Source organism: Algoriphagus persicinus (assembly GCF_035156415.1).
GTDB classification, from domain to species: domain Bacteria; phylum Bacteroidota; class Bacteroidia; order Cytophagales; family Cyclobacteriaceae; genus Algoriphagus; species Algoriphagus persicinus.
In genome coordinates, this window is record NZ_JAYEEY010000015.1 from 52338 (window position 1) to 74723 (window position 22386).

Consider the following 22386-nt stretch of genomic DNA (forward strand, 5'->3'; position numbering starts at 1 on the left):
ACCATCCTGACTTAATAAAATTGCGGATGTTTTGATAGCTTATTCCAGATTAGGGTATGTACTGATTTAATCCCTAAGCCATGCCCATCGCTGCGCCCAGTCAAATAGAACGGCATTTCTCCATTTCAGGATGGTTTTACCTCCCTGGAGCTTGCCGTCAAAGTTTTCAGGATCTTGGGAGTCACTGTACCAGTTGTTTCCAAGTGGATAGTCATCTGGGTTTTTCTTGCCAGGCCACAGGTTGCTGACTACTAATTGACCTTCTCCTTCGGGAAATCCGGGTACTTCAGATGTAAATTGAAGCGTTAAAACTTCTGCTTGCTTGGGTGCGTAGCGAAGGGCGTAATTTCCATCTCCGAGGTAATATCCCGGCCAATTTTGGGATGATTTTCCATAAGGTACTTTCAGTTGAAAAACAGCTGAATCTGCTTTCACTTTGATTTCGGGTCCCCTGAATCGGAATTCTACCACCGTACAAAAAGCTACTGTATCTTTTTCAGATGGAATTCGGTCAAAAGTTACTCGCGCACTTCTAGTTATTTTCTCGAAGCTGCCCCCCCAGCTTTCACCGGTAGGATTGCTTGGAATGCCATTCATGACATATAACAAGGAAGGCGTATCTCCCATTTTGATCTCTCCGTCATAGTAGTTTTTAAAGTCTTCCCCAAGGTGGCCAGCTTCCTGAATATGTTTTGCATAATAATCCGTGGTCTTGATCACGTCGGGGAGCTGATTGTTTGAGAAAAAGCCATAATAGCTGGAATTTACCTCGATCATGCGAAGGTCAGGGAAATTCTGGGCGATGTAAGCATAGCTGTTTGCGCTCCATTTTTTGTTGGGGCCACCTATCCAGTAAACCCAGATATTTTCCTGAATTTCCGGTGCATCGTGGAGTGCTTGTGCCAAATCCTCCAAACCTCCCCAAACCAAAACCCATAGAGGTCTATGGTCCTTCTTCTTTGCACAACGAATTATCCATTCAGAGCCCTCAGTGGAATAGGTATATCCAGCGAAGGGAGCACCTCCTTGTATTCCTTGCTTGGTGATGGATCTTAGAAATTCGGGCTTTGCGAAGTTAGGTTGATGTTTTTCCAGCTTTGGGAGATCCTTTTCATACAGATCGATCATCCTGAAAATCTCCGAAGTAGATCCACTTCCGTAGGAAGGCGATGAGACCAAGCCTTCCAGATCAAATCGATCGCTGTACATCAGCAAATGAGTTAGACTTTGATTGTCATCCGGATCCGTACCCCCTATATCGGTGCTGATTAATACTCTAGGGTTTTCCGCTAATTTTTGTTGGGAGTAGGAGAAAATTGGGGATAAAAGCAGACAAAAGATCAATCGTTTCATGCAGGACAAGATTGTGAATGTTAAAGCTAAAGCTATCCTTTGGTGTGATGTAAATCAGGAAGCGCTGATTTATTTTTGCCAAAAAACCACTAAACCATCTTTACCGGCTACTGCAATATCCAGTTTGTCGTCCTCATTGAGATCAATCACAGAAAAGTATAGACCGCTTCCTTTTCCTTCGCCAAGTGGTCCATAGCTGATTATGTTTTTGGTAAATGACTCCCCGTTCCATTTGAAATAATATAGTCCGGTATAGTCCTTTCCTCCAGGATCTTTGCCGTTGTGGGCACGGTAGCGCTTGCCGGTAATCAATTCATTTTGCCCGTCATTGTCAATATCCACCCATTCCATCGTGTGGTATTGGGATTGGTAGGGATCTATCTCATGTTTTACAAAGTTTCTTTTCTCTCCTTCTTTCTTTTGCTCCAGCCAAAAAAGTCCAAAACCATGTGCCTGGCCTACGATCAGATCAGCCATTCCATCAGCATTGACATCCGTCACAATCATGGGGATACTAGCATCACCCAACTCAAAATCAGCATGGTGTATCCATTTTCCTGTTTTCAAGTCAGAAGGTGCTTCGAGCCAGCCGTCGGAAATGACAAGATCGCCTCGTCCATCTCCATTGATATCGCCAAAGCCCAATCCATGGCCTTGGGTATCATGTACAGGGAATTTTTCAAATTGATTTGCCCCGGTCTTTTTATAGTAAGCCAAAGGTTTTCGCGGTGTATTTGGCACAAGCTCTAGCACGCCATCTCCATCGATATCAAATCCCCTGCTGGTTTCTATATTTCCGGTGGTGGCGATTTCGTGCACAGGCCATTCGCTTCCATCACCTGGATTTTCTTTCCAGACCAACTTGCCTTCAAACCATCCTCCGGTCACAAAATCCATTTTCCCGTCCTCATTCACATCCATTGGAATGGTGGAGAAATCCTCATGCCATTCTACATAGCGCTTGACTTGTCCGATCAGAAATCGATCAAGAAACTCCGGCCCTCTGTACCAATAGCTGCCGGAAACCAAATCAAGCGTACCGTCATTATCCACATCAAAAACTCCGACAGATTCCGTGCTTTCAAAGGCTATTACCTGCTTCTCGAATTTGACGGTAGTTTCCTGTGCTGAAGCATATAAAGGAAGGGAGATCAGAAGAGGTAAAGCGTATTTAAGGATAGTCATAGGGTGGAAGTTGAATTATTAAAATCGAAGAGAATGAGATAAATGGAACCCCAATCTTGGGGTATAGATTGCCGTTAAGCGTTAAGCGTTAACGGTTAACATTCCACTACTTCTCCATAGGATGTGCTTTCAGCAAATCAGTAGGTTGGTAGAATCCCGTGTGATCTTTGACTTCTTCCCTTACTTTCTTCACTAAATCAGGTGATATAGGCGAAGCAGAATTTCCAAAGGAGTTTCTTACAAAAGTCAATACGGCGGCTACTTGAGAGTCGTCTAGCATTCCTTCGAAAGGTGTCATGGGAACTTGGCCTGGATATTCTTTACCAAGAACCGTAATTGGCCCCATCATGCCTTTGAGGACTATTTTGATCAATCGCTCCTCGTTGCCAGTGACCCAAGGAGTGCCGGCAAGCGGAGGGAAGCCTGATGCGGAAAGACCTCGTCCATCCGGCTGGTGGCAGGTACTACAGAAACCTTCTCTTGCGTAAATTTCCTTACCCAGTACAAATAGCTCCCTGTCCGAACCAGTTAATGAGGATTTGATGTCTTCTTCTTTTTTCTCCTTTACAGATAGCCCGGAAATGTGAGCTACCGCGGCTTCGTAGGCCGGAGCGATCCATTGATCCATTTCGGTGCCTTCCGCTGCGGCTAGAACCTCAAGACCTTCCTGCCGTGGCATCCAGGATGCAGCTACGATCGCCTCCAGGCGCACCCGTCCATTATCGTCTTTTATTGCCTCGGTCATCAATTCTTTTTGATTAGAAACCTGATGGCCTGTATAGCGAAGGACTCTCACTGCCGCTGCCCTGGCTCTGTAATCTTTGGCTTTCAAAAGCTGCTTAAGTAAATCCTGATTCACCTTATTAATACCCCAGCTAACCCAAAGTGCCTCCAAGAGATGATGCTCATATTCTGGATCGTTTTTGTCCAGTGTTTCAACCCATTCAGTTATAGCCTCTGAAACTTCGGATTGGTCTCTTCCACGTAGTTCCCGGCGTGTTCTGTAGCGTGTTCTGTACTCGGGCAATTTCAGATTCTCCATTAGGACGGGGATGCTCGCTCCGTCAATTTTGGACGGAGTGACCAATGGTCTGGATGGATAGGTAATTCTATAAATTCTTCCATGCTGATGATCGCGTAAAGGATCTCGGGCATTGTGCTGCATGTGGCCGATCAGTATATTATGCCAATCGACTAAATAAAGTGAGCCGTCAGGAGCGAATTCCATATCTACTGGACGGAAATTTCTATCCGTGGAAGTAAGCAGGTCTTGTCTCCACTTGGTAGAAAACCCGATTTCCTCATCGATCATCTGATGCTGCTTTGTACCTAAGAACCCGATGGTATTATTGATGATCATGTCGCCCTGTACTTCTTCAGGAAAATGTCTGCTGGAGATAAATTCCAAACCGGAAGTAGGCCTTACCATCTGATCTTTTTGGATCAGGTTAGCTCCTTTATTAGTGGCATTTCCGTACCGAGGCATTACAGATCCTGGCTCCATCCAATTCACATTAGGGCCGGAAGTTTCCGCGTAGAAATTTTGTCCCCAAGCGTCAAAAGCAATTCCCCAAGGGTTCGGAATACTCACCTGAGCAACTCGCTCGAGTTTATGTCTGCTTGGCGTATATCGGTAAAAGCCCCCGTTTGTCGCACGAACAGGACCATAGGACGTTTCCACGTTGGTATGAAGGAAAACTCCCTCTGCCATGTAGATAGATCCAGACTCATCTGTGGTAAAAGCTGAAATGGCATGATGTGTATCGTGATCATCAAATCCGCTTAGCAGAATTTCCTTTCGATCTGCTTTATCGTCCTTATTGTCGTCTTTTAGAATAATAAGGTTGTTGCCCTGAGAAACATATACGCCCTCAGCAGCCAACTCAAATCCCACCGGGATATGAAGATCATCTGCAAAAACCGTTTCCTTATCTGCTTTGCCGTCATTATCAGTGTCTTCGTAAATCAGCAATTTATCTGCGGGACGGGAATCCCCCGGCTTGTAATGTGGATAGCTAGGCATGGTCGCCACCCAAAGCCGACCTTTGTTGTCGAAGGAAAGCTGAACGGGATTGGCAAGATTTGGCCAATCTTCTTCAGAGGCAAAGAGTTCGATTTTATATCCTGGCGGTACTTTTAATTTGGATAGAGCAGCTTCTCCATAGAGGTATTCGAGACTTCCATTTTGCGCGGGATTGTAGTTGGTCTCTACTTCCGGGAGTTTTTTGGTTTTGGCATCGGCGGAGGTGAGATCTTTCCTTTCTCCTTTATTTGCCATCCAGATTGCCGTGTCTCGGATCGCAGTCATCTGGCGGATTTTTTCAAGTTCAAAAGGGTAATTGTCAGGACCAAAAGGATCGTATCTTCTACCGAATACGTGGACACCGTTAGGAACTTTGTAGTCATTTCTCCAAAACCAGTTTTTTTCCTGCACTGCCTCATGAACCAAATCTCGATTTGCTTCATTTTTGCTTTTTGCCTTGCCAAAAATCTCATCCGCTAGTAGCACGGCTAGTTTTTGGTAACCTGCTTCGTTCAGTTGAGAACCATCAATGGTCAGGTCTTCTTCCGTATTCAAATACCATTCTTTGCTTGGATTGAATGCATCTACAAATAGAACGTGGTTATTTTCTGCCACCTCTTTCATTGCCACAGTATAGAGATTGAGGTTTTCATTTTCTGTTTTTCCGTCAGGTACATCGATTTTTTCGGAGAGATCTTCGAAAGCAATAGGGGATACGATCACCAATTTCGGAGAGAGCGTGTCATGATATTTCTGACGAAGGGTATGCTTAATAAAGGCGTCTAATTCAGCCTTATAATTTTCTAAGCCGTCTACCCCTTGAAAAGACTCATTGTAGCCAAAGAATGAAATAATAATGTCTGTTTGTAGTCTGCTCAGCCACTCGTCCGGCTTTTCCAGATGTCCTTCGCTTCCAGATGGAGTGGCATATTCAGTCTGAAAAGCTTCAGCACCTGGAAAAGCCCATGGGTCATTAGTTCCCGATCGGGGTCTAAAACCAGGGGTGTCTGCAGGATCGGAAAGGTTTCTGATGTAGAGGTTTTTGTCAGGATGTCTGAGATGCATCTCAGTCTCAAAGCTGCCATAATCCATCATTCTTGATCCCAAGTTGTTGCCAATCAAGGCAATTTTAGCATTGGGTTTTAATTCGATGGTTTCTTTCTGGGTGCATTGAAAAGTAAGGATTCCTACTATTACTAGAAGGAGAAGGTTTTGGGGGGATTTTTTAAGCATTTTCTGATTACTAGCGAATGAATTCTAATAATAGGGATAAACGCTGGAATTATCAATAAGAGGTAATTGCTTGTGTATAGTTTGAAGGTGAGATTTTTATATATATGGTAAAATAAGTGTTTAGCGGAATATGATGATCAGGAGGATCAAAGGTTTGATGTTATTGTATATAATGATTGATTTTATATATCTATCCTGTAGTATCCTGTTGTGCGAATATTTACAAAAATATATTTAAGGGTTTATTATTCAGGATGGTGCAGGATAGAAATGGTTGTTTATACTGGTTTATTGTGGAAGATTATTTATTCAATACATTAAACCCAACCCTATGCTAAACAATTATCAAAAAAATGTGAGGATCCGATTTATAGGATTCTTGCTAGCGTTGTTTATCGTTTCTGTGCCATCCTTTGCACAGACGATAACAGTACAAGGAACAGTCGTGTCAGAGGGCGACAACCAGCCTGTTCCGGGTGCATTAGTTTCTGTCAAAGGAACTCAAAAAGGAACCGTTACGGAAATTGACGGTGGATTTTCAATCCAAGCCTCCGTAGGAGAGACTTTGGTCATTAGTTTTATTGGATTTACGACTAACGAAGTGGTTGTTACCGCTGCGAGTACCAACATTCAAGTGACTTTGGCCTATTCTACTTCGGATTTGTCAGAAGTAGTAGTAGTGGGATATGGTAGCCAGATCAAGAGGGAGGTGACTGGTGCTATTCAGTCTGTCAACGAAAAGGAATTAAAAGATCTTCCAGTGTCTTCAGTAGCGCAAAAGCTTCAGGGTCGATTGGCAGGCGTGCAGATCAATCAAACGACGGGTAAGCCAGGTCAAGGGATGAATGTCCGTATTAGAGGGCAACTCTCTGTATCTGGGGGTAGTTCGCCATTGTACGTAGTCGATGGGTTTCCTATCACAGGAGATATCAATGCATTGAACCCAGACGAGATCCAGGAGATCACGGTATTGAAAGATGCCGCATCTACTTCACTTTATGGCTCCAGAGCTGCGAATGGGGTAGTATTGATTACCACCAAACAAGGGACTAAAGGGCAGACCAATGTGAATCTTAACGTTTATACGGGATGGCAGACTGTTCCAGAAAAAGGAAGGCTGGAAATGCTTGATGCTGAGGAGTTCGCCCAGTTTAAAAAAGAGTATTACTCTGATGCTGGTCAACCAGTTCCGGAAATTTTCCAAAATCCTGCTGATTATCGCGGTGAAACCAACGATTGGTATGGTGCTATGTTAGAGACTGCTCCGATCACTTCATACAACGTGACCGTTACCTCAAACAAAGAAAAAGTAAATACAGCAGTAATTTTGGGTTATTTTGATCAAAAAGGTGTAGTAAGAAATACCGACTACGAACGGTTTTCACTTCGATTGAACACAGATTATGCAGTTTCTGATAAAGTTAATATAGGTGTAAATATCGCTCCTAGTTATGTAAAAGATAACACTCCACAAACAGATGGGTCTAGGGGTACAGGTATTCTATTTAATGCTCTCCACACTTGGCCAGTAATGCCGATTTACGAAGAAAATGGAGATTTGACTTTTTTCAATCGATTCCCATCAAACACCGGTAATATTTTTGCCTATCCTAACTGGCTCAGATCAGCAGATGAAATCACAAATGAAACTAAAGTGATCAATGTTTTGGCAAATACTTACTTGGAGTGGAAGCCTATTAAAGGACTGTCACTCAAGACAACCTTTAATGCGGAACTCAATAACTCTAATTACTTTTTCTTCAACCCTTCGACTGCAACGAACCGAATCAATGTGGCAATTCCTACCGTAGCAACTTCTATTCGGGACGAATATCAAGCTTTATCTTGGTTGAATGAAAACATAGCAACTTATGGGAAGAGTATTGGTGATCATAGTTTTCAAGCATTGCTAGGTTTCTCTAATCAGCGATTCCGCAGGGATCGTACCAGAGTTGCTGCGGATACCTACGCAGATGATAGACTACCTACTATTCAGGGAGCAATCAACGTCAATCGAGGCGGAACGATTTCAAACGTGGATGAATGGTCGCTGACTTCGCTTTTTTCGCGTCTGACATATAATTTTAAAGGTAAATACCTATTTACTGCGTCCATAAGAGGTGATGGATCCTCTCGCTTTGGCTCAGATAATCGATGGGGTGTTTTCCCTTCCACTTCTGTAGGTTGGGTGCTATCGGATGAAGGATTTCTAAGTGATAATCCGACTATTTCCTTTACTAAACTACGAGCTAGTTATGGAGTAACTGGTAATAATAATATTGGTAACTATACTCAGTACGCTCTGGTAAATAACACGATCAATGCAGCATTTGGAAACACAGTTTTTCCTGGAGCAGCGGTAATTTCTTTGAACAATTCAAACTTAGGTTGGGAAACCACCACACAGTTTGATATCGGATTAGACCTGGGATTATGGGAAGATCGAATCACTTTCGTGTATGATTATTACACAAAAAACACAACAAACTTGCTGTATGCAGTACAGGTTCCTCAGGAGTCAGGCTTCACCAATTTCAATGATAATATCGGAGAGATTAAGTTTTGGGGGCATGAGTTTGCTTTCAATACTGTAAATACTACTGGAGCATTCAGATGGACTACCAATGCAAATATTTCTTTCAATAGAAATGAAGTTCTTGAATTGGCAGATGGGATAGATCGGGTATACGGAAGCCAGCATATCACTAAAGTTGGTGAGCCATTTGGTCAATTTTACGGATTAAAAAAATTAGGAAATTATGCAAATGCAGAGGATTTGGCTAATTCCCCTGTGATACCTGGTAGGTCTACTGTAGGAAGTATCAAGTTGCAGGATATCAATGGTGATGGAGTGATTACTAACGGCGGCGATAATGATGACAGAACGATCATCGGTAATCCATTCCCGGATTTCACCTACGGAATCATTAACAGTTTTGCCTATAAAAATTGGGATGCAAGTATCACAGCTTCTGGTTCTCAAGGAAATCAATTGTATATGAGACACCTTTACTCAACTGCAAACCTTGACGGTGTATTCAACATGGTTGCTAAAGTAGCTGACCGTTTTAGATCTCCAGAAAATCCAGGTGAAGGAATCTTTGGTACCACAGTAGGTGGAGGAAACGTAACGGGTATCGAACGAGATTGGGCAAATAGTAACTTTGTTTATGATGCCTCTTATTTCACGATTCGAAACATCACAGTAGGCTATTCTTTCAAGAATTTGCCAAAAACATTTAAATCAGCCAGAATTTATGGGTCTGCTCAGAATGTTTGGGTGTTCACAGATTATTGGGGTGGATCTAACCCAGAGGTTAGTATGCAAAATAATGGTCAAGGAGACGGTGGTAACCTAAGTCCAGGTGTGGATTTGGCTGGATACCCAGTGCCGCGTACGATCACTTTTGGTGTTAATGTTACTTTCTAATCGGGAGTATTTCACCTCATTTATTCACCTACAAAAGAAAAAAAAAATGAAAAAATATATCTTAGCCATCTTAGTGTCATCTTTAGCGCTGACTGGCTGTGAAGACTTTCTTACGGTAGTGCCAGAAACTCAGCTGAGTTCTGCTACCTTTTTCAAAAACCAAACTGACTTTGAGCAAGCAGTAAATGCAGCCTACGTTCCGCTGAGGACCATCACAAATGATCGTTCATGGTTACTTGCGGAGATGCACTCTGATAATACCTACTATGCTCGAAATGTGCTATTTGGTGCGACTGATAACCAAGAGGATTTGGCGGATTTCTCAGTTCCTGAATCTAACGGGACAACGGCAAATGGCCATGTATTGCAGCAATGGAGACAGGATTATTTAATTATTTCACGTACCAATCAAATTCTAGCTTTAATCGATGATGTTGATTTTGATGCAGGTGCCAAAGCGAATGTAAAAGGCCAGGCTCTTTTCCTTCGAGCATATGCCTATTTTGAATTAGTTAGGTATTTTGGATCTGTGCCACTTCATTTGACACCAGTTGCTAAAAGAGAGGAAGCTGCGCTACCATTGTCTACGGAAGCAGAAATTTATACTCAGATTGAGCAAGACTTGGTGGCAGCAGTTCCATTGCTACCGAAAAAAGCTACTCAAGAACCAGGAAGAGCTACAGAAGGATCTGCTAGAACACTATTGGCCAATGTTTATATTCACCAAAAGAAATGGCCTGCAGCAGAGCAGATTTTATCTCCTGTATTGACTCATGGCTATGATTTGATGCCTAGTTATGAGATGGCTTTTCCAGGAAATACGGCAAATAAAAATAATATAGAGTCTGTCTTTGAAGTTCAGTATATAGAAGGAGCAGCTGGGTTGAACGGTAATTTTATTTATCAATTTATGCCAAGACCGATCAGTGCTTCTGAGTTGCAGCCTATCATGGGAACAAGTAATCCTCAGAACATTGATGGGGAAGGAAATAATATCCCTACTCCGGATATAATCGCTGCTTACGAGCCGGGTGACTTAAGAAAAGATGCCTCAATCGGGAATGTGTTTCTAGCAGGTAGTTTCAGAGATGATAAAAACTATCCATATATTAAAAAGCATGCTAAGCAGCATTCCCAGCATAATAATACCGGTACAAACTGGGTGATATATCGCTATGCTGAGGTATTACTGTTTATGGCGGAAGCGCTTAATGAACAAGGTAAGACGGGTGAAGCAGCGCCATACTTGAATAAGGTTAGAGATAGAGCTAAACTGCTACCTACTACTGCTTCTAGTCAAGCTGAAATGCGGGAGGCAATTTTCAAGGAGCGAAGAGTTGAGCTTGCTTTCGAAAATAAGCGTTGGTTTGATATTGTGAGAACAGATCGAATTCAGGAAATAATTGTGCCTTACGGACAGCGAATTATTGCAAATCCATTGGATTATTACTACCCACCAATTGCGGGCGCAATTCCAAGAAGTAATGCATTTACTAACATCAATAAGTTTTATGCCTATCCGGCTGCAGAATCAGACCTGAGCCCTTATTTCTAAAAAATCAGCTAAGAATAACCCAGCACCTAGATATGATTTAATTCTATGGTGTTGGGTTATTTAATTACCGTTTTAGTTACTTTCTAAAAATATTTTAAGGTGAGAAATAGCTAGTATATTTCATGAGTGGTTTCTGAATTGAGAAATTATTCCCCAACTTAAAATTCTAACTATTGCTATCAATTAACATTAGCCTTATGCACCTCAAAAATTCAATAAGAAATTTATTTCTATTCTCTGCAGCTATACTCCTATCGGTATCCTGTAACACAGAGAAAAAGAATGAAAACAAACGGGAATTAACCGGAAACCCGAAGCTGGACAAGCTCAAGCTTCCCGACGGTTTTGTAGCAGAGCACCTCTTAAGTCCTGGAGAAAAGGATGAGGGGTCTTGGGTCGCTATGACTTTCGATGACAAAAACCGACTCATCACTGCTGATCAATATGGTTTTCTATACAGATTGGAAATTCCTGAAATAGGAGCTGATTCTGTTGCACCAAAGGTAGAAAAACTCATCATCGGTAATGTGGCCGAACCACAAGTGGGAATGGGCTATGCCCAAGGTCTGCTTTACGCTTTCAACAGTATCTATGTGATGGTAAATCACAACGGCAACGAGACCTTTGCTGAGAGTACCGGCCTCTATCGAATCCAGGATTTGGATGGAGATGATCAGTATGAATCAGTGACCAAAATCAAGGGTTTTACTGGACAACCAGGTGAGCATGGGCCGCACAGCATCAAGCTTTCCCCAGATGGGCAGTCACTATTCATAGTAGCAGGTAACCACACGGATGTGCCGGAAATGGATGCATATCGACTTCCAAAAGTTTGGCAGGAAGATAATCTTTTCCCTGAAATCAAAGATCCAAGAGGCCATGCGAATAGCAGAATGGCTCCAGGAGGTTGGGTAGCTAACATTGATCCGGAAGGCAAACATTGGGAACTGATATCTGCTGGATATAGAAATCCATTTGACATTGCTTTCAACGAAGTCGGTGATATGTTTACTTATGATTCAGATATGGAATGGGACTTTGGGATGCCTTGGTACCGCCCAACCAGAATCTGTCATGTGACTTCAGGAAGTGAGTATGGCTGGAGAACGGGTAACCAAAAATGGTCGCCAAATTATCCTGACAATTTACCTGCGATTTTAAATATCGGACAGGGTTCGCCAACTAATGTGATGTTTGGTACAGATGCGCAATTCCCGGCAAAATACAGAAATTCCTTATTTGCATTTGACTGGAGCTTTGGAATTATCTATTCCATGACTTTAACACCCAAGGGAGGTACTTACGAGGCAAAAGCTGAAGAATTTATCTCTGGATCTCCTCTTCCACTGACAGATGGTACAATTGGTCCTGATGGGGCGATGTACTTTATGACTGGAGGGAGAAGGTTGGAATCAGATCTTTATAGAGTTTATTACGAGGGTGATATTGAAGGAAATGAGGGGTCATTGACCCTAGCCGGCTTGCCTGTAGAGGCAAAAACCCGTCGTGAACTTGAGGCTTTACATGTGGACGGAGCACCAGCTTCTGGACTTGATCTGGCTTGGGAGAATTTGAAAAACAAGGATAGATATGTACAGTATGCTGCTAGAATAGCTGTAGAGCATCAGCCGGTTAGTTCTTGGAAAGCAAAAGCCTTGGCTGAAAAGGATCCTGTGGCTTTGACTCAAGCGATGATAGCACTGTCTCGTCATTCCGATAAAGGGGCTGGAACACCTATGATTCAGGCTTTGATGGGAATTGATTACAACAGCTTGAATGAAAAGGGTAAGCAAGATTTGTTGAGAGCTTTTGAGTTGATTTTAGCTAGACAAGGTGAGCCTTCAGGTTCTTTGAAATCTGATTTAGTCGCTTATTTGAATGCTAATTTCCCTGCGAATAACAATAATCTAGATCGTGCGTTGGCAGTACTTCTTGTGTATTTGGATGCTCCAGATGCAGTTGAGAAGACGTTGGCACTACTTGAGAAGGCCAAAGATGATCCTGACTATCAGAAGACATTTACTTCTTCTTCTGATCTGATCATGAGAAATCCTCAGTATGGATTGGATATCGCGAATATGCTAGCGAATGTACCGCCAGCTCAGCAAACTTACCTTGCCACCGTTTTGGGTGGAGCGGAAACAGGTTGGACTCCTGAATTATATGAAAAGTATTTCAGCTGGATTCAAGATGCTTTCAAATACAAGGGAGGCCGAAGTTATGTTGGGTTTATAGACCGCGCTAGGAAAATGGCACTTTCACATGTTCCGAAAAGTGATTTTGACAAATACAATGAGCTCTCAGGAGCAGCCTTGCTGACAGGTAATGGAAATGATTTGGTGAATTCAAACATCCAAGCGGAGGGACCTGGAAGAAGATGGACTGTGGAAGAAGCGGATTCATTGATGGCAGATTTAAATGGACGGGATTTGTCTAGAGGCAAAGCAATGTTTGCTGCTGCCCAGTGTTTGTCCTGCCATACGCTCGGCGGGGAAGGTGGAATCATTGGTCCGGATTTGACTCAGTTGGGGACTCGATTCTCGCCAAAAGATATCCTGGAAGCGACAATCAATCCAAGTGATGAGATTTCTGAGCAATATGTAGCAAGTGTATTGGAGTTAAATGATGGAAGTTCAGTGATGGGAAGAATAGTCAATGAAGATGAAACCAGCTATTCAGTTTCCCAAAATCCTTTTTCTCCTGAAGTGCTACGCAAAGTGGAAAAAAGCAAGGTATCCACTGTCAAGGATTCGAAGATTTCCATCATGATGCCAGGAATGATCAATAGGCTAAATCCAGAGGAATTAAAAGATTTGATGGCCTACCTGATTTCAGGGGGCAACCCAAATCATGAAGTTTATCAAACCAAAGCTCAAGCAGAAGAATGAAAAATCTATTGAAATCTAAATGGCTTAGAATAGAAGCACTCAGTCTTGGAGCGCTGATGGTGATTGGCCTGGTTAATTGCCAGCAGCCTGCAGAGAATAGCAGTTCCTCTATCGAAGCCATGAGTGATACCGAAGCAAGTTTTAAAGCGATCTTCGACGGAAAAACGCTAGATGGATGGGAAGGTAATCCTGTTTACTGGTCTGTGAAAGATGGAGCGATCACGGGTGAAATCACTCCTGAGACGCTATTGAAAGCCAATACCTTCCTGATTTGGCAAGGTGGTCAGCCGGGGGATTTTGAGCTGAAAGCTGAGTTTAAGATTTCTGAAAGCGGTAACTCCGGCATCAATTACAGAAGCGAAATGGTGGAGGATGTCCCTTTTGCTTTGAAAGGTTATCAAGCTGATATTGACGGGAAGAATAACTATACTGGCCAGAACTACGAAGAGCGTAAGCGTACAACACTAGCATATAGAGGCCAAATAACAAAGATAACTACTCAACCAGAAGGTGTAGGTACCCGTGAATTTGTAGAAAGAAATGCTTGGAAAGGGCTCAATCTAGAAAAGGAGATTGGTGATCGTGCGGAGCTGGGTGCTATGATCAAATCTGGTGAATGGAATAGCATTCACATCATTGCGAAAGGAAATGTCCTGCAACATTTTGTCAATGGGCAGCTGATGTCCGAGGTACATGATGAAGATCCTAAAAACAGGATGGAGGCAGGTTTTCTAGGCGTACAAGTGCATGTAGGCCCTCCGATGAAAGTGCAGTATAAAGATGTGATGCTGAAGCAGTAAGATAGAAGTAGAGGTGTTTAATGAAAAGGTTCAAGTCAGACGACTTGAACCTTTTCTGTGTTGGGGCAGGTTTAGATGATAACTTCTCGTTTTTTGAGTGGGGGGGACAAACTTTAAACCCGGACTATGCATTAGGATTCGTAACGAGGGTTCAAACTGCAAGAAAATCAGTCACTTTGGAGATCGAGTCGTAGCACCGCTACGGTGAGAGCGAAAAGTGAAGCATAGCGACTGATTTTGAGGCGGTTTGAAGTCGTAGTAGATTTGCTAATGCATAATGCGGGTTAAAGTCACACAATAGATTTTCTATTGACCACAGTACTATTGAAATTAAAAATAATTATGAAATCGAGCATGACGCAGGCGTCACACACTGGTGTGATTTTCTACCATGCGAGATTCCATGTGACCATTAAAAACAAAATATAAACACATGAACTACCATATCATCATTAATAATGTAAAAACAGTAGATGAATTGCCGGGGAGTTGGAGCAATCAAGATTTAATTAAGCTACTCGATCGTTTCGGTTTCCCCGATGCCTCAAAATCAAACCCAGCTGAGCTGAAGGAGCTACTTTCGATGGCAATTTCTGATTTTGAACCAGCTGAGGCTGCGGCAATTCTACTAGAATATAGACTCTCAGATGAGCTCAATGAAGGCCAGATTGAACAAATTTCTCATGACATGCTTTTGGATAAAATCTCCGAGGAATATCCGGTAATAAGCCTTCATCATCAGCTTTTCACGATCAATCAGTTGTTGCACAAGGCCTACAATGGCAAATTCCCAAGTGCCAAAGCCACAATCGCTGAGCTTACTATTAGTAGCGAGGATCCGGATGCAGAAGCTATTACGAAGGAGGTCGTACTTAAGGCTTTGCAATACACGCTCAATGACAGCAACTTGATCAAGCGGCTATTTACAGATCATCTACTTGGCAAAGTAAAGTTTGAAGAAGCAGATTCGATTATTTGGGATTTGAGCGATTTGGGCAACAATCAGTACCGATTGACCACTTCGGAATATTGGATGGCAAGGGATGAGTTTGTGGAAGCGGAGTTTGATGCTGATATCGCCGCTTTTGAAGAGGACGAGGAGGAATAGCCATCAAATCTCCCCACTGCTAACATTCGAGGTTTAGAAAACCTCGAATGTTTTTTATTTTAAACCATTTTTGTTTTTCACCACAAAGCCACAAAGACGGAAATGGCGCAAGTCGTGAGACTTGAACCATCTCTGTGTTTTTTTATACCAATGGCATATTTCTCTCTCATAAGTTGCATAACTTATTCCCCTGCTTACACACTGAACCCATATAGGGCAGGACAGTGTCAGGAGCCCTTTTTAATAGATTACACACTAGTCTCCAACGTACGAATGAACCTCTCAGATCCATCCAATTGGAAAGAAAAATTATCTAATCCCCGTCAGCTTGGCGGAATTGAAACTTCTACCCTTGACAATGGATCGGGACGTGGAACCCGCATCGCCTGGATTAACACAGGAACTGGCCTTCGATATAAAGTCGTTTTAGATCGGGGAATGGATATTTTGGATGCATTTCATAATGAGCATAGCCTGTCGTGGATCAGTAATGCCGGACATGTAGCATCTCAGCCTTTCTCCAACCAGGGTATAGATTGGCTCAGGACATTCGGTGGCGGACTGCTGACCACTTGTGGGATTTCTTCCATGGGACCTCCTAATGAGGATGAGACCGGAAGCCGGGGATTACATGGGAATTACAGCAATACTGCAGCGGAGCTGATTTCCATCAAGCAACCGGACATTTATTCAGGAAATCTGGATTTTGAAATCGTGGGGATTATCCGGGAGACGACGACTTTCGGGCCAAGTCTGGAATTGAAAAGAACTATTTCTGGGTCAATTGGGAGTGCAGAAATTAGCATCAAAGACGAGGTGAGCAATCGCGGTAATTCGCCAGCACCTCACATGGTCTTGTATCATATCAATTGCGGTTGGCCGCTGATCAATGAAGGAACAAGGATAGTATGGAAGGGCGAAATCCAGCCTAGGGAAGCTGATGCTTCACTTTCATCATTCAACAAGGAGCATAAATTTACGAAATGCGCTGCCCCATTGGACGAGCATGCAGCTTTTGGTGAGGATGTGGCATTCATTGATCCAAATAGCGATGAGAATGATCAAGTCACTTGTGGATATATGAATGATGATTTGGAACTAGGATTAAGTATCTCATTTTCCAAGAAACAGATGCCATGGCTGATCAACTGGCAGCACTGGGGTAAAAATGAATATGTGACGGCTCTAGAACCTGCTACACATCCTCCAATAGGGCAGGCTGCAGCGCGTAAAAATGGTACATTGATTTTATTGAAACCCGGAGAAAGCAGGATTTATGAAATCAAACTGGCAGTCATGACAGGAAATTTAGTCAAGGAATTTAAAATGTAAAATTAAGAATGATGAATTGCGACTATAAAGGAGCTGAAATAATTTTCCAATTTTTCATTCTTCCAATTTTCCAATTCAATCTCAAATCTCAAAAAATCAATAACCCATGAGTTTAGCAAAAAAAGCCCTCGAGCAGGGAGAAGGAATTCTAAGATTAACCCCGACCTGGGTACCGCGCTCGTTCTGTGTGCCGGGCAGAAGGATCAAACTTCATCCAAATGATTATTATTGCTTAGGCGGAGAGCGTGGAGGTATCGACGAACGTTGGTTTTCATCTACTACGCCAGCTGAAAATGGTCCGCTTACTAGCAAAAACGAAGGGCTCAGTCATATTGCTCTGGAAGACTGCGGTAAGACGGAGTTATTTCTTTTGAAGGATGCGATAGATGAATTGGGAGGAGAAATCCTAGGTAGTCGTCTTTGGGACAAATACAAGTCCTGGCCTATGTACTCCAAGTTTTTTGACAACATGGGGCCACTTCCTCATCACATTCATCCAAGTGACGAATTTGGTAAACTTACAGGCCAAAATGGTAAGCCAGAAGCTTATTATTTCCCCCCTCAAGTCAATAATCATGGCGGTGATTTTCCTTATACTTTCTTTGGTATCGCTCCAGGAACATCTAAAGAGACTATACTTGAATGTTTAAAGAATTTTAACAAAGGGGATAATAAAATCACCAATTATTCGCAAGCATTTCGACTTCAGCCGGGAACAGGCTGGAATGTACCTCCTGGAATGCTACATGCTCCAGGTAGTTTGTGTACTTACGAGCCACAAAAAGCCTCTGATATTTTTGCGATGTATCAGTCTCTGGTAAATGAGGCGATCATTCCAGATGAGTTACTTTGGAATGCTACTCCCAAAGATAGAATAGGCGATTACGATCTGCTGGTAGAAATGATAGATTGGGATTTGAATGTCAATCCCAACCTGATGGATAACCATTACATGGAGCCAATTCCAGTGGAAGATAGAGCGGAGATGAATGCGGCAGGATATGATGACAAATGGATTTGCTATCGATCTCATGACTACAGCGCCAAGGAATTGACGATCTATCCAGGTCAAACGGTGACGATCAAAGATTCTGCTGCCTATGGCATGATCATGATGCAGGGATATGGCAAGATGAATGATTGGGATATAGAAACGCCTGCCCTTATCCGCTTTGGCCAGTTGACACATGATGAGTATTTCGTCAGTGAAAAAGCTGCCCAAGCCGGTGTGAAAATCACGAATCATTCCAAAACCGATCCTATTGTCATGTTGAAGCACTTTGGCCCGGATAATCCAGATCTGAAAGTGTGGGAGTAAACAGTGGCCAGTATTCAGTTTTCGGTCGACAGTAATACATTAAAATAACAAATGAGGAAGGACATAGGTATGTTGGTCAAGGCCACTTCGGTCATCTGCCTTCGGTCTTCCGGCTTTTAATAACTAAAAACCCATAATACCATGAGTCATACTAATTATCCAAAACTACATAATGCTACCTGGCCCGGAATAGTGGGCAAAGGAGCAGATTCTGAACCTGTAATTCCTTTCGATTCCCTTTTGGCGATGACAGCAGCCGCCGAAGTGGACGGAGTGAAATTTGACGGGGTTGATTTAGGTTTGTTGGAGCCACACTTTAACCTTAATGATCCAGATGAGGCTAAAATTCTAGCGGAGAAACTTCAAAAACATAATCTTGTAGCAGGTTCTTTTGTCGCTCCGATATGGGCAGGCTCAGCGATGGGCACAGCAGATCAGCGGAAGACATTTGTGGACATGGTGCGCAAGACCTGTGAGTTTTCAAAGCAGCTCAAGAGTCTTGGTGTACGTCCTTACGGTGTGATCCGAATAGATTCAGCAGCAGGAGTGGAAGACTGGGCCAAAGATCCAGCGGGAAACACTAAAATCATAGCTGAAACATTCCGCGAAGCTTGTGATGTAGCGGCAGGCTATGGAGAAAAATTGGCTACCGAAGGAGAAATATGCTGGGGTGCGATGCACAGTTGGAAGTATATGGTGGAATTACTTGAAATGGTGGACAGATCTAATATTGGTTTCCAGGCAGATATGTCGCATACCTTTCTATACACCATGGGTTATAATGCCCCGGAGCATAGAATTCTTCCCAAAGACGCAGACCTCAAAGATCGTGAAGTAGTCAAAGCTGCTTTGAAAATAGTGACAGATGCGCTTCGTCCTTGGACGATTGACTTTCACGTAGCTCAAAATGACGGGTCTGTATTTGGTCAAGGTTCCCACGATAAGACAGGAAGACATTGCCAAGCCACAGATCCAAACGGCGTGTTGGACATTACACATGATGCGGGTTACTGGCTTCGGGATGAAAAAGGCGAGTTGACCAAAGCCTTCAAGCACATCTGCTGGGATGGATGTATGTTCCCAAATGAAGTCATGAACAATCAGCAAACCTGGAATGACATCCTTGCAGCATTGGTCAAAGTGAGGAATGCTCATGGGTGGTAAGAGTGGTTTTTACGTCACTGCGAACGAAGGAACGAAGCGAAGCAGTCTCTCACTAAAGATTGCTTCACCCAGGCTGGGCTCGCAATTACGATCTATTAAAATTTTAAATCCAAAGTAAAATGAAATCGAGCATGACTCAGGCGTCACACACTGGGATGATTATCTACCATGCGAGATTCCATCCCGTTTCCTTCGTCACGGGACAGGTTATGACCAATAAAAACAAATTATAAACACATGAAAGAAAAAAAACATATAAGAATAGGTCTAATCGGTACAGGACTGATGGGTCGAATACATACCAATGGGTACAAAAGAGTACCAGACTTTTTTCCAGAGTATGAGTACGTGCCGGTTTTGCAGGCTTGCTGCTCACGGAGAGAGGAAAAAGCCAAGGCTTTCGCCGAGCAATGGGGCTATAAGTCTGTGGAAACCGACTGGAGAGAGCTCTTGAAGAGAGATGACATTGATGCGGTGGATATTTGTACTCCAAATGACACGCATGCAGAAATTGCGATAGCAGCAGCTGAAGCAGGGAAAATGATTCTCTGCGAAAAGCCTTTGGCCAGAACGGTAGCTGAAGCTGAAGGCATGGTGAAGGCAGTGGAAAAAGCTGGCGTAAAAAACACAGTTTGGTACAACTACAGAAGAGTGCCAGCGGTGACTTTGGCGAAGCAAATCGTAGCTTCTGGTAAGTTGGGTAAGATATTTCATTACCGGGCAAACTTCCTTCAAGATTGGACCATCAGTCCGGATTTACCTCAAGGAGGTGATGCTCTTTGGAGATTGGACGCTGACGCTGCAGGTTCTGGTGTCACCGGCGATTTGCTTGCGCATTGCATCGATACAGCTATGTGGCTGAATGGGGGCATCAAGGATGTCTCTGCCATGACTGAGACTTTCATCAAAGAGCGAGTTCATCAAGGTACTGGTGAAAAGAAAAAAGTAACTATCGATGATGCTTGTTTATTTCATTGTCATTTTGACAACGGATCCTTGGGCTTATTCGAGGCTACACGCTATGCAAGAGGTCACAAGGCACTTTATACTTTCGAAATCAACGGAGAGCATGCATCCATCCGCTGGGATTTACATGATTTGACTCGTTTGGAGTATTTTGACCATGCGGATGAAGGTCAGGTTCGTGGCTGGAGATCTATCCACGTGACTGATGGCGATCATCCTTACATGGATAGATGGTGGATTCCTGGCACTTCTATTGGCTATGAGCATTCCTTTATTCACCAAGTGGCTGATTTCTTCAAGAGCTTAGAAACGGGAGAAGCATGTCACCCAACTTTTAGAGATGCTTTTGAAACGCAGAAAGTTTGCGAAGCTGTGATCGATTCTGCTAATGAGCGTGCTTGGAAGGATACCGGAGTGGATTGGATGGAGAAAGTATAAGACTTCAATCAAAAGATAGTAGCATCGATTTAAAGTTAATAAGTCAAGAAAAGCTGTTTCGAGAAACGGCTTTTCTTGTTTTTAAACAGGCTTCGTACATGAGACAATTCTTTCTTGACCTTAGAAATTACACATATACAGGTCTTAAAAAGAAATATGGAGAGAAATATGCATTAAGTGATCATCGCTTTCATATGTCAACCCACTTTCTTTCAGCTATTATTTTTGTACTGGCGATGATTTCTTGGATATATGGAAATCTCACTAAAGGACGAGGTTTCCCCTCTGAGTTGAGCAAAACCTTATGGATTTTAGGTTTATTGATTTCCATGATGATTATTTATTACTTTATTTTTAGGGCTGTTTATTCAAATTTAATCAAACCAGAAGATGCAATTCTTGAGTTGGAAGGAGAGGATTATAAGAGAATTCAGCGAAAGGTCTTGCTGTTGGTTTTTGGACCAATGATCTTGATGTTTATGATTTTTGGTATTGCTACCATGTTTTGAAATTTGGTGTAGTAATTAAAAACCCTTTTAAATTCAATTTGAAAGGGTTTTTAATTATTACTATTTTTCAATCGAATTAAAAGAACTGCTTCATTTTCTTCAGTCCGGTATTTGCGACTTCCTGCGCGTCCTGAGCCCAGTAGCTTTCGTTGAAAAGTTCCAGAGACATGATTTTAGTACCGCCCATGGCTTTAAGCGTTGCGGCGATTTCCTTCATAGGCGCTATGCCGTCTCCAGGATACACGCGGTCACTATCTTTTTGCTCTAACCGTGGTTTTGAAGTGAAATCATTCATGTGGAAAACTTCGATGGCATTTCCATCAATCAACTTGAGCCCATCAAAACCAGATCCACCTCTGAACAAGTGAAATACATCCGGTAGGATTCTGGCATCAGGGTCGTTTGCAGCAGCTGCAGAAGCTAAAGCTTGCCCTATGTGATGAAACTGCGCAAAAGATCCCCAGAATTCCAATTGCGGCATTACTCCTGTTTTTCTTCCTAGTGCTATCAACCTAGCATATTGCTCACCGGCTGCTAGTAAGTCTATCGGGTCTGTGGCGCCTATAGCTGGCGCAGCCACACGCTTACATCCGATCTCTGCCAGCATGCCCATTTCCTTCTCCATTTGCTCAAAACCAGCTTTGCTTTTAGGTACATCCTGAGCCATCCATGGTGCAAATCCAATGGCGTTTACAGGAATTAGTTGGGCATCGGTAAATAGTTTTTTAAGAGAGGCTAAAGATTTGCCGGTTTTAAGGTAGGCGTCCATTTCAGAGATCCAAAGTTCTATCCCATCGTATCCGGCTTTGGCTGCGATTTCGATTATTTGGGGCAAATCGAGTTTTTGACCACGCAATGTGCTTGTATTTAAAGAGAATTGTATCGTTGCTTTCTTTTTCTGCGTAGTAGAAGCAAGTGCAGGTGCCAGTGGAAGGGCAGCAGCTCCGATTGCAATAGTTTTAAGTAAATTTCTTCTTTTCATCTGTTTATAATTGTTTTTATTGGTCATAACCTGTCCCGTGACGAAGGAAACGGGATGGAATCTCGCAGGGTTGATAATCATCCGGCTGTATGTCGTCTACGA

At 42.9% G+C, this 22386-nt stretch carries 14 protein-coding genes; 10 read left to right on the forward strand and 4 right to left on the reverse strand.

The window, feature by feature from the left end:
• Positions 1-66 precede the first annotated feature (66 nt).
• The 3 genes from U3A58_RS13035 to U3A58_RS13045 all read right to left on the reverse strand — a co-directional run bounded on the left by U3A58_RS13035 (position 67) and on the right by U3A58_RS13045 (position 5794).
• On the reverse strand, positions 67-1353 hold the full coding sequence (locus U3A58_RS13035; RefSeq protein ID WP_323823929.1) for a nucleoside hydrolase-like domain-containing protein: 1287 nt from the start codon (positions 1351-1353) through the stop codon (positions 67-69).
• 69 nt (positions 1354-1422) lie between these two features.
• Positions 1423-2538 (reverse strand): FG-GAP repeat domain-containing protein, encoded by a 1116-nt coding sequence (locus tag U3A58_RS13040; RefSeq protein WP_323823931.1) that lies wholly within the window; start codon positions 2536-2538, stop codon positions 1423-1425.
• Between the two features lie 106 nt (positions 2539-2644).
• Positions 2645-5794 carry a PVC-type heme-binding CxxCH protein gene (locus tag U3A58_RS13045; RefSeq protein WP_323823933.1) on the reverse strand — a complete coding sequence of 1050 codons (3150 nt, stop codon included), beginning with the start codon at positions 5792-5794 and terminating at the stop codon, positions 2645-2647.
• Positions 5795-6125: 331 nt separating this feature from the next.
• Between U3A58_RS13045 and U3A58_RS13050 the strand changes: the two genes are divergently transcribed.
• The 10 genes from U3A58_RS13050 (at position 6126) to U3A58_RS13095 (ending at position 21302) form a co-directional block, all read left to right on the forward strand.
• Positions 6126-9224 (forward strand): SusC/RagA family TonB-linked outer membrane protein, encoded by a 3099-nt coding sequence (locus U3A58_RS13050; protein ID WP_323823935.1) that lies wholly within the window; start codon positions 6126-6128, stop codon positions 9222-9224.
• A gap of 46 nt (positions 9225-9270) precedes the next feature.
• On the forward strand, positions 9271-10779 hold the full coding sequence (locus U3A58_RS13055; RefSeq protein ID WP_323823937.1) for a RagB/SusD family nutrient uptake outer membrane protein: 1509 nt from the start codon (positions 9271-9273) through the stop codon (positions 10777-10779).
• Positions 10780-10976: 197 nt separating this feature from the next.
• Positions 10977-13667: a c-type cytochrome gene (locus U3A58_RS13060; RefSeq protein WP_323823939.1), complete on the forward strand. Its 2691-nt coding sequence runs from the start codon at positions 10977-10979 to the stop codon at positions 13665-13667.
• Positions 13664-14467: a 3-keto-disaccharide hydrolase gene (locus U3A58_RS13065; RefSeq protein WP_416377305.1), complete on the forward strand. Its 804-nt coding sequence runs from the start codon at positions 13664-13666 to the stop codon at positions 14465-14467. The genes U3A58_RS13060 and U3A58_RS13065 overlap by 4 nt, the downstream gene beginning before the upstream one ends.
• Before the next feature lie 433 nt (positions 14468-14900).
• A complete protein-coding gene (locus U3A58_RS13070; RefSeq protein ID WP_323823941.1) occupies positions 14901-15575 on the forward strand; it encodes a hypothetical protein in 675 nt (224 codons plus the stop codon).
• Between the two features lie 273 nt (positions 15576-15848).
• A complete protein-coding gene (locus U3A58_RS13075) occupies positions 15849-16907 on the forward strand; it encodes an aldose 1-epimerase family protein (protein ID WP_323823943.1) in 1059 nt (352 codons plus the stop codon).
• Between the two features lie 106 nt (positions 16908-17013).
• Complete coding sequence (locus tag U3A58_RS13080; protein ID WP_323823946.1) at positions 17014-18225, forward strand: hypothetical protein; 1212 nt, start codon at positions 17014-17016, stop codon at positions 18223-18225.
• A 141-nt stretch (positions 18226-18366) separates the two neighbouring features.
• Positions 18367-19389, forward strand: coding sequence for a sugar phosphate isomerase/epimerase family protein (locus U3A58_RS13085; protein WP_323823947.1), 1023 nt, complete (start codon positions 18367-18369; stop codon positions 19387-19389).
• 237 nt (positions 19390-19626) lie between these two features.
• Positions 19627-20793 carry a Gfo/Idh/MocA family protein gene (locus U3A58_RS13090; protein ID WP_323823949.1) on the forward strand — a complete coding sequence of 389 codons (1167 nt, stop codon included), beginning with the start codon at positions 19627-19629 and terminating at the stop codon, positions 20791-20793.
• Positions 20794-20891: 98 nt separating this feature from the next.
• The gene (locus tag U3A58_RS13095; protein WP_323823951.1) at positions 20892-21302 is read left to right on the forward strand and encodes a hypothetical protein; all 411 of its coding nucleotides are present in this window, start codon (positions 20892-20894) and stop codon (positions 21300-21302) included.
• Positions 21303-21378: 76 nt separating this feature from the next.
• On the opposite strand, the gene U3A58_RS13100 is transcribed toward U3A58_RS13095, so the two are convergent.
• Positions 21379-22365: a sugar phosphate isomerase/epimerase family protein gene (locus U3A58_RS13100; RefSeq protein ID WP_323823953.1), complete on the reverse strand. Its 987-nt coding sequence runs from the start codon at positions 22363-22365 to the stop codon at positions 21379-21381.
• Positions 22366-22386 lie beyond the last annotated feature (21 nt).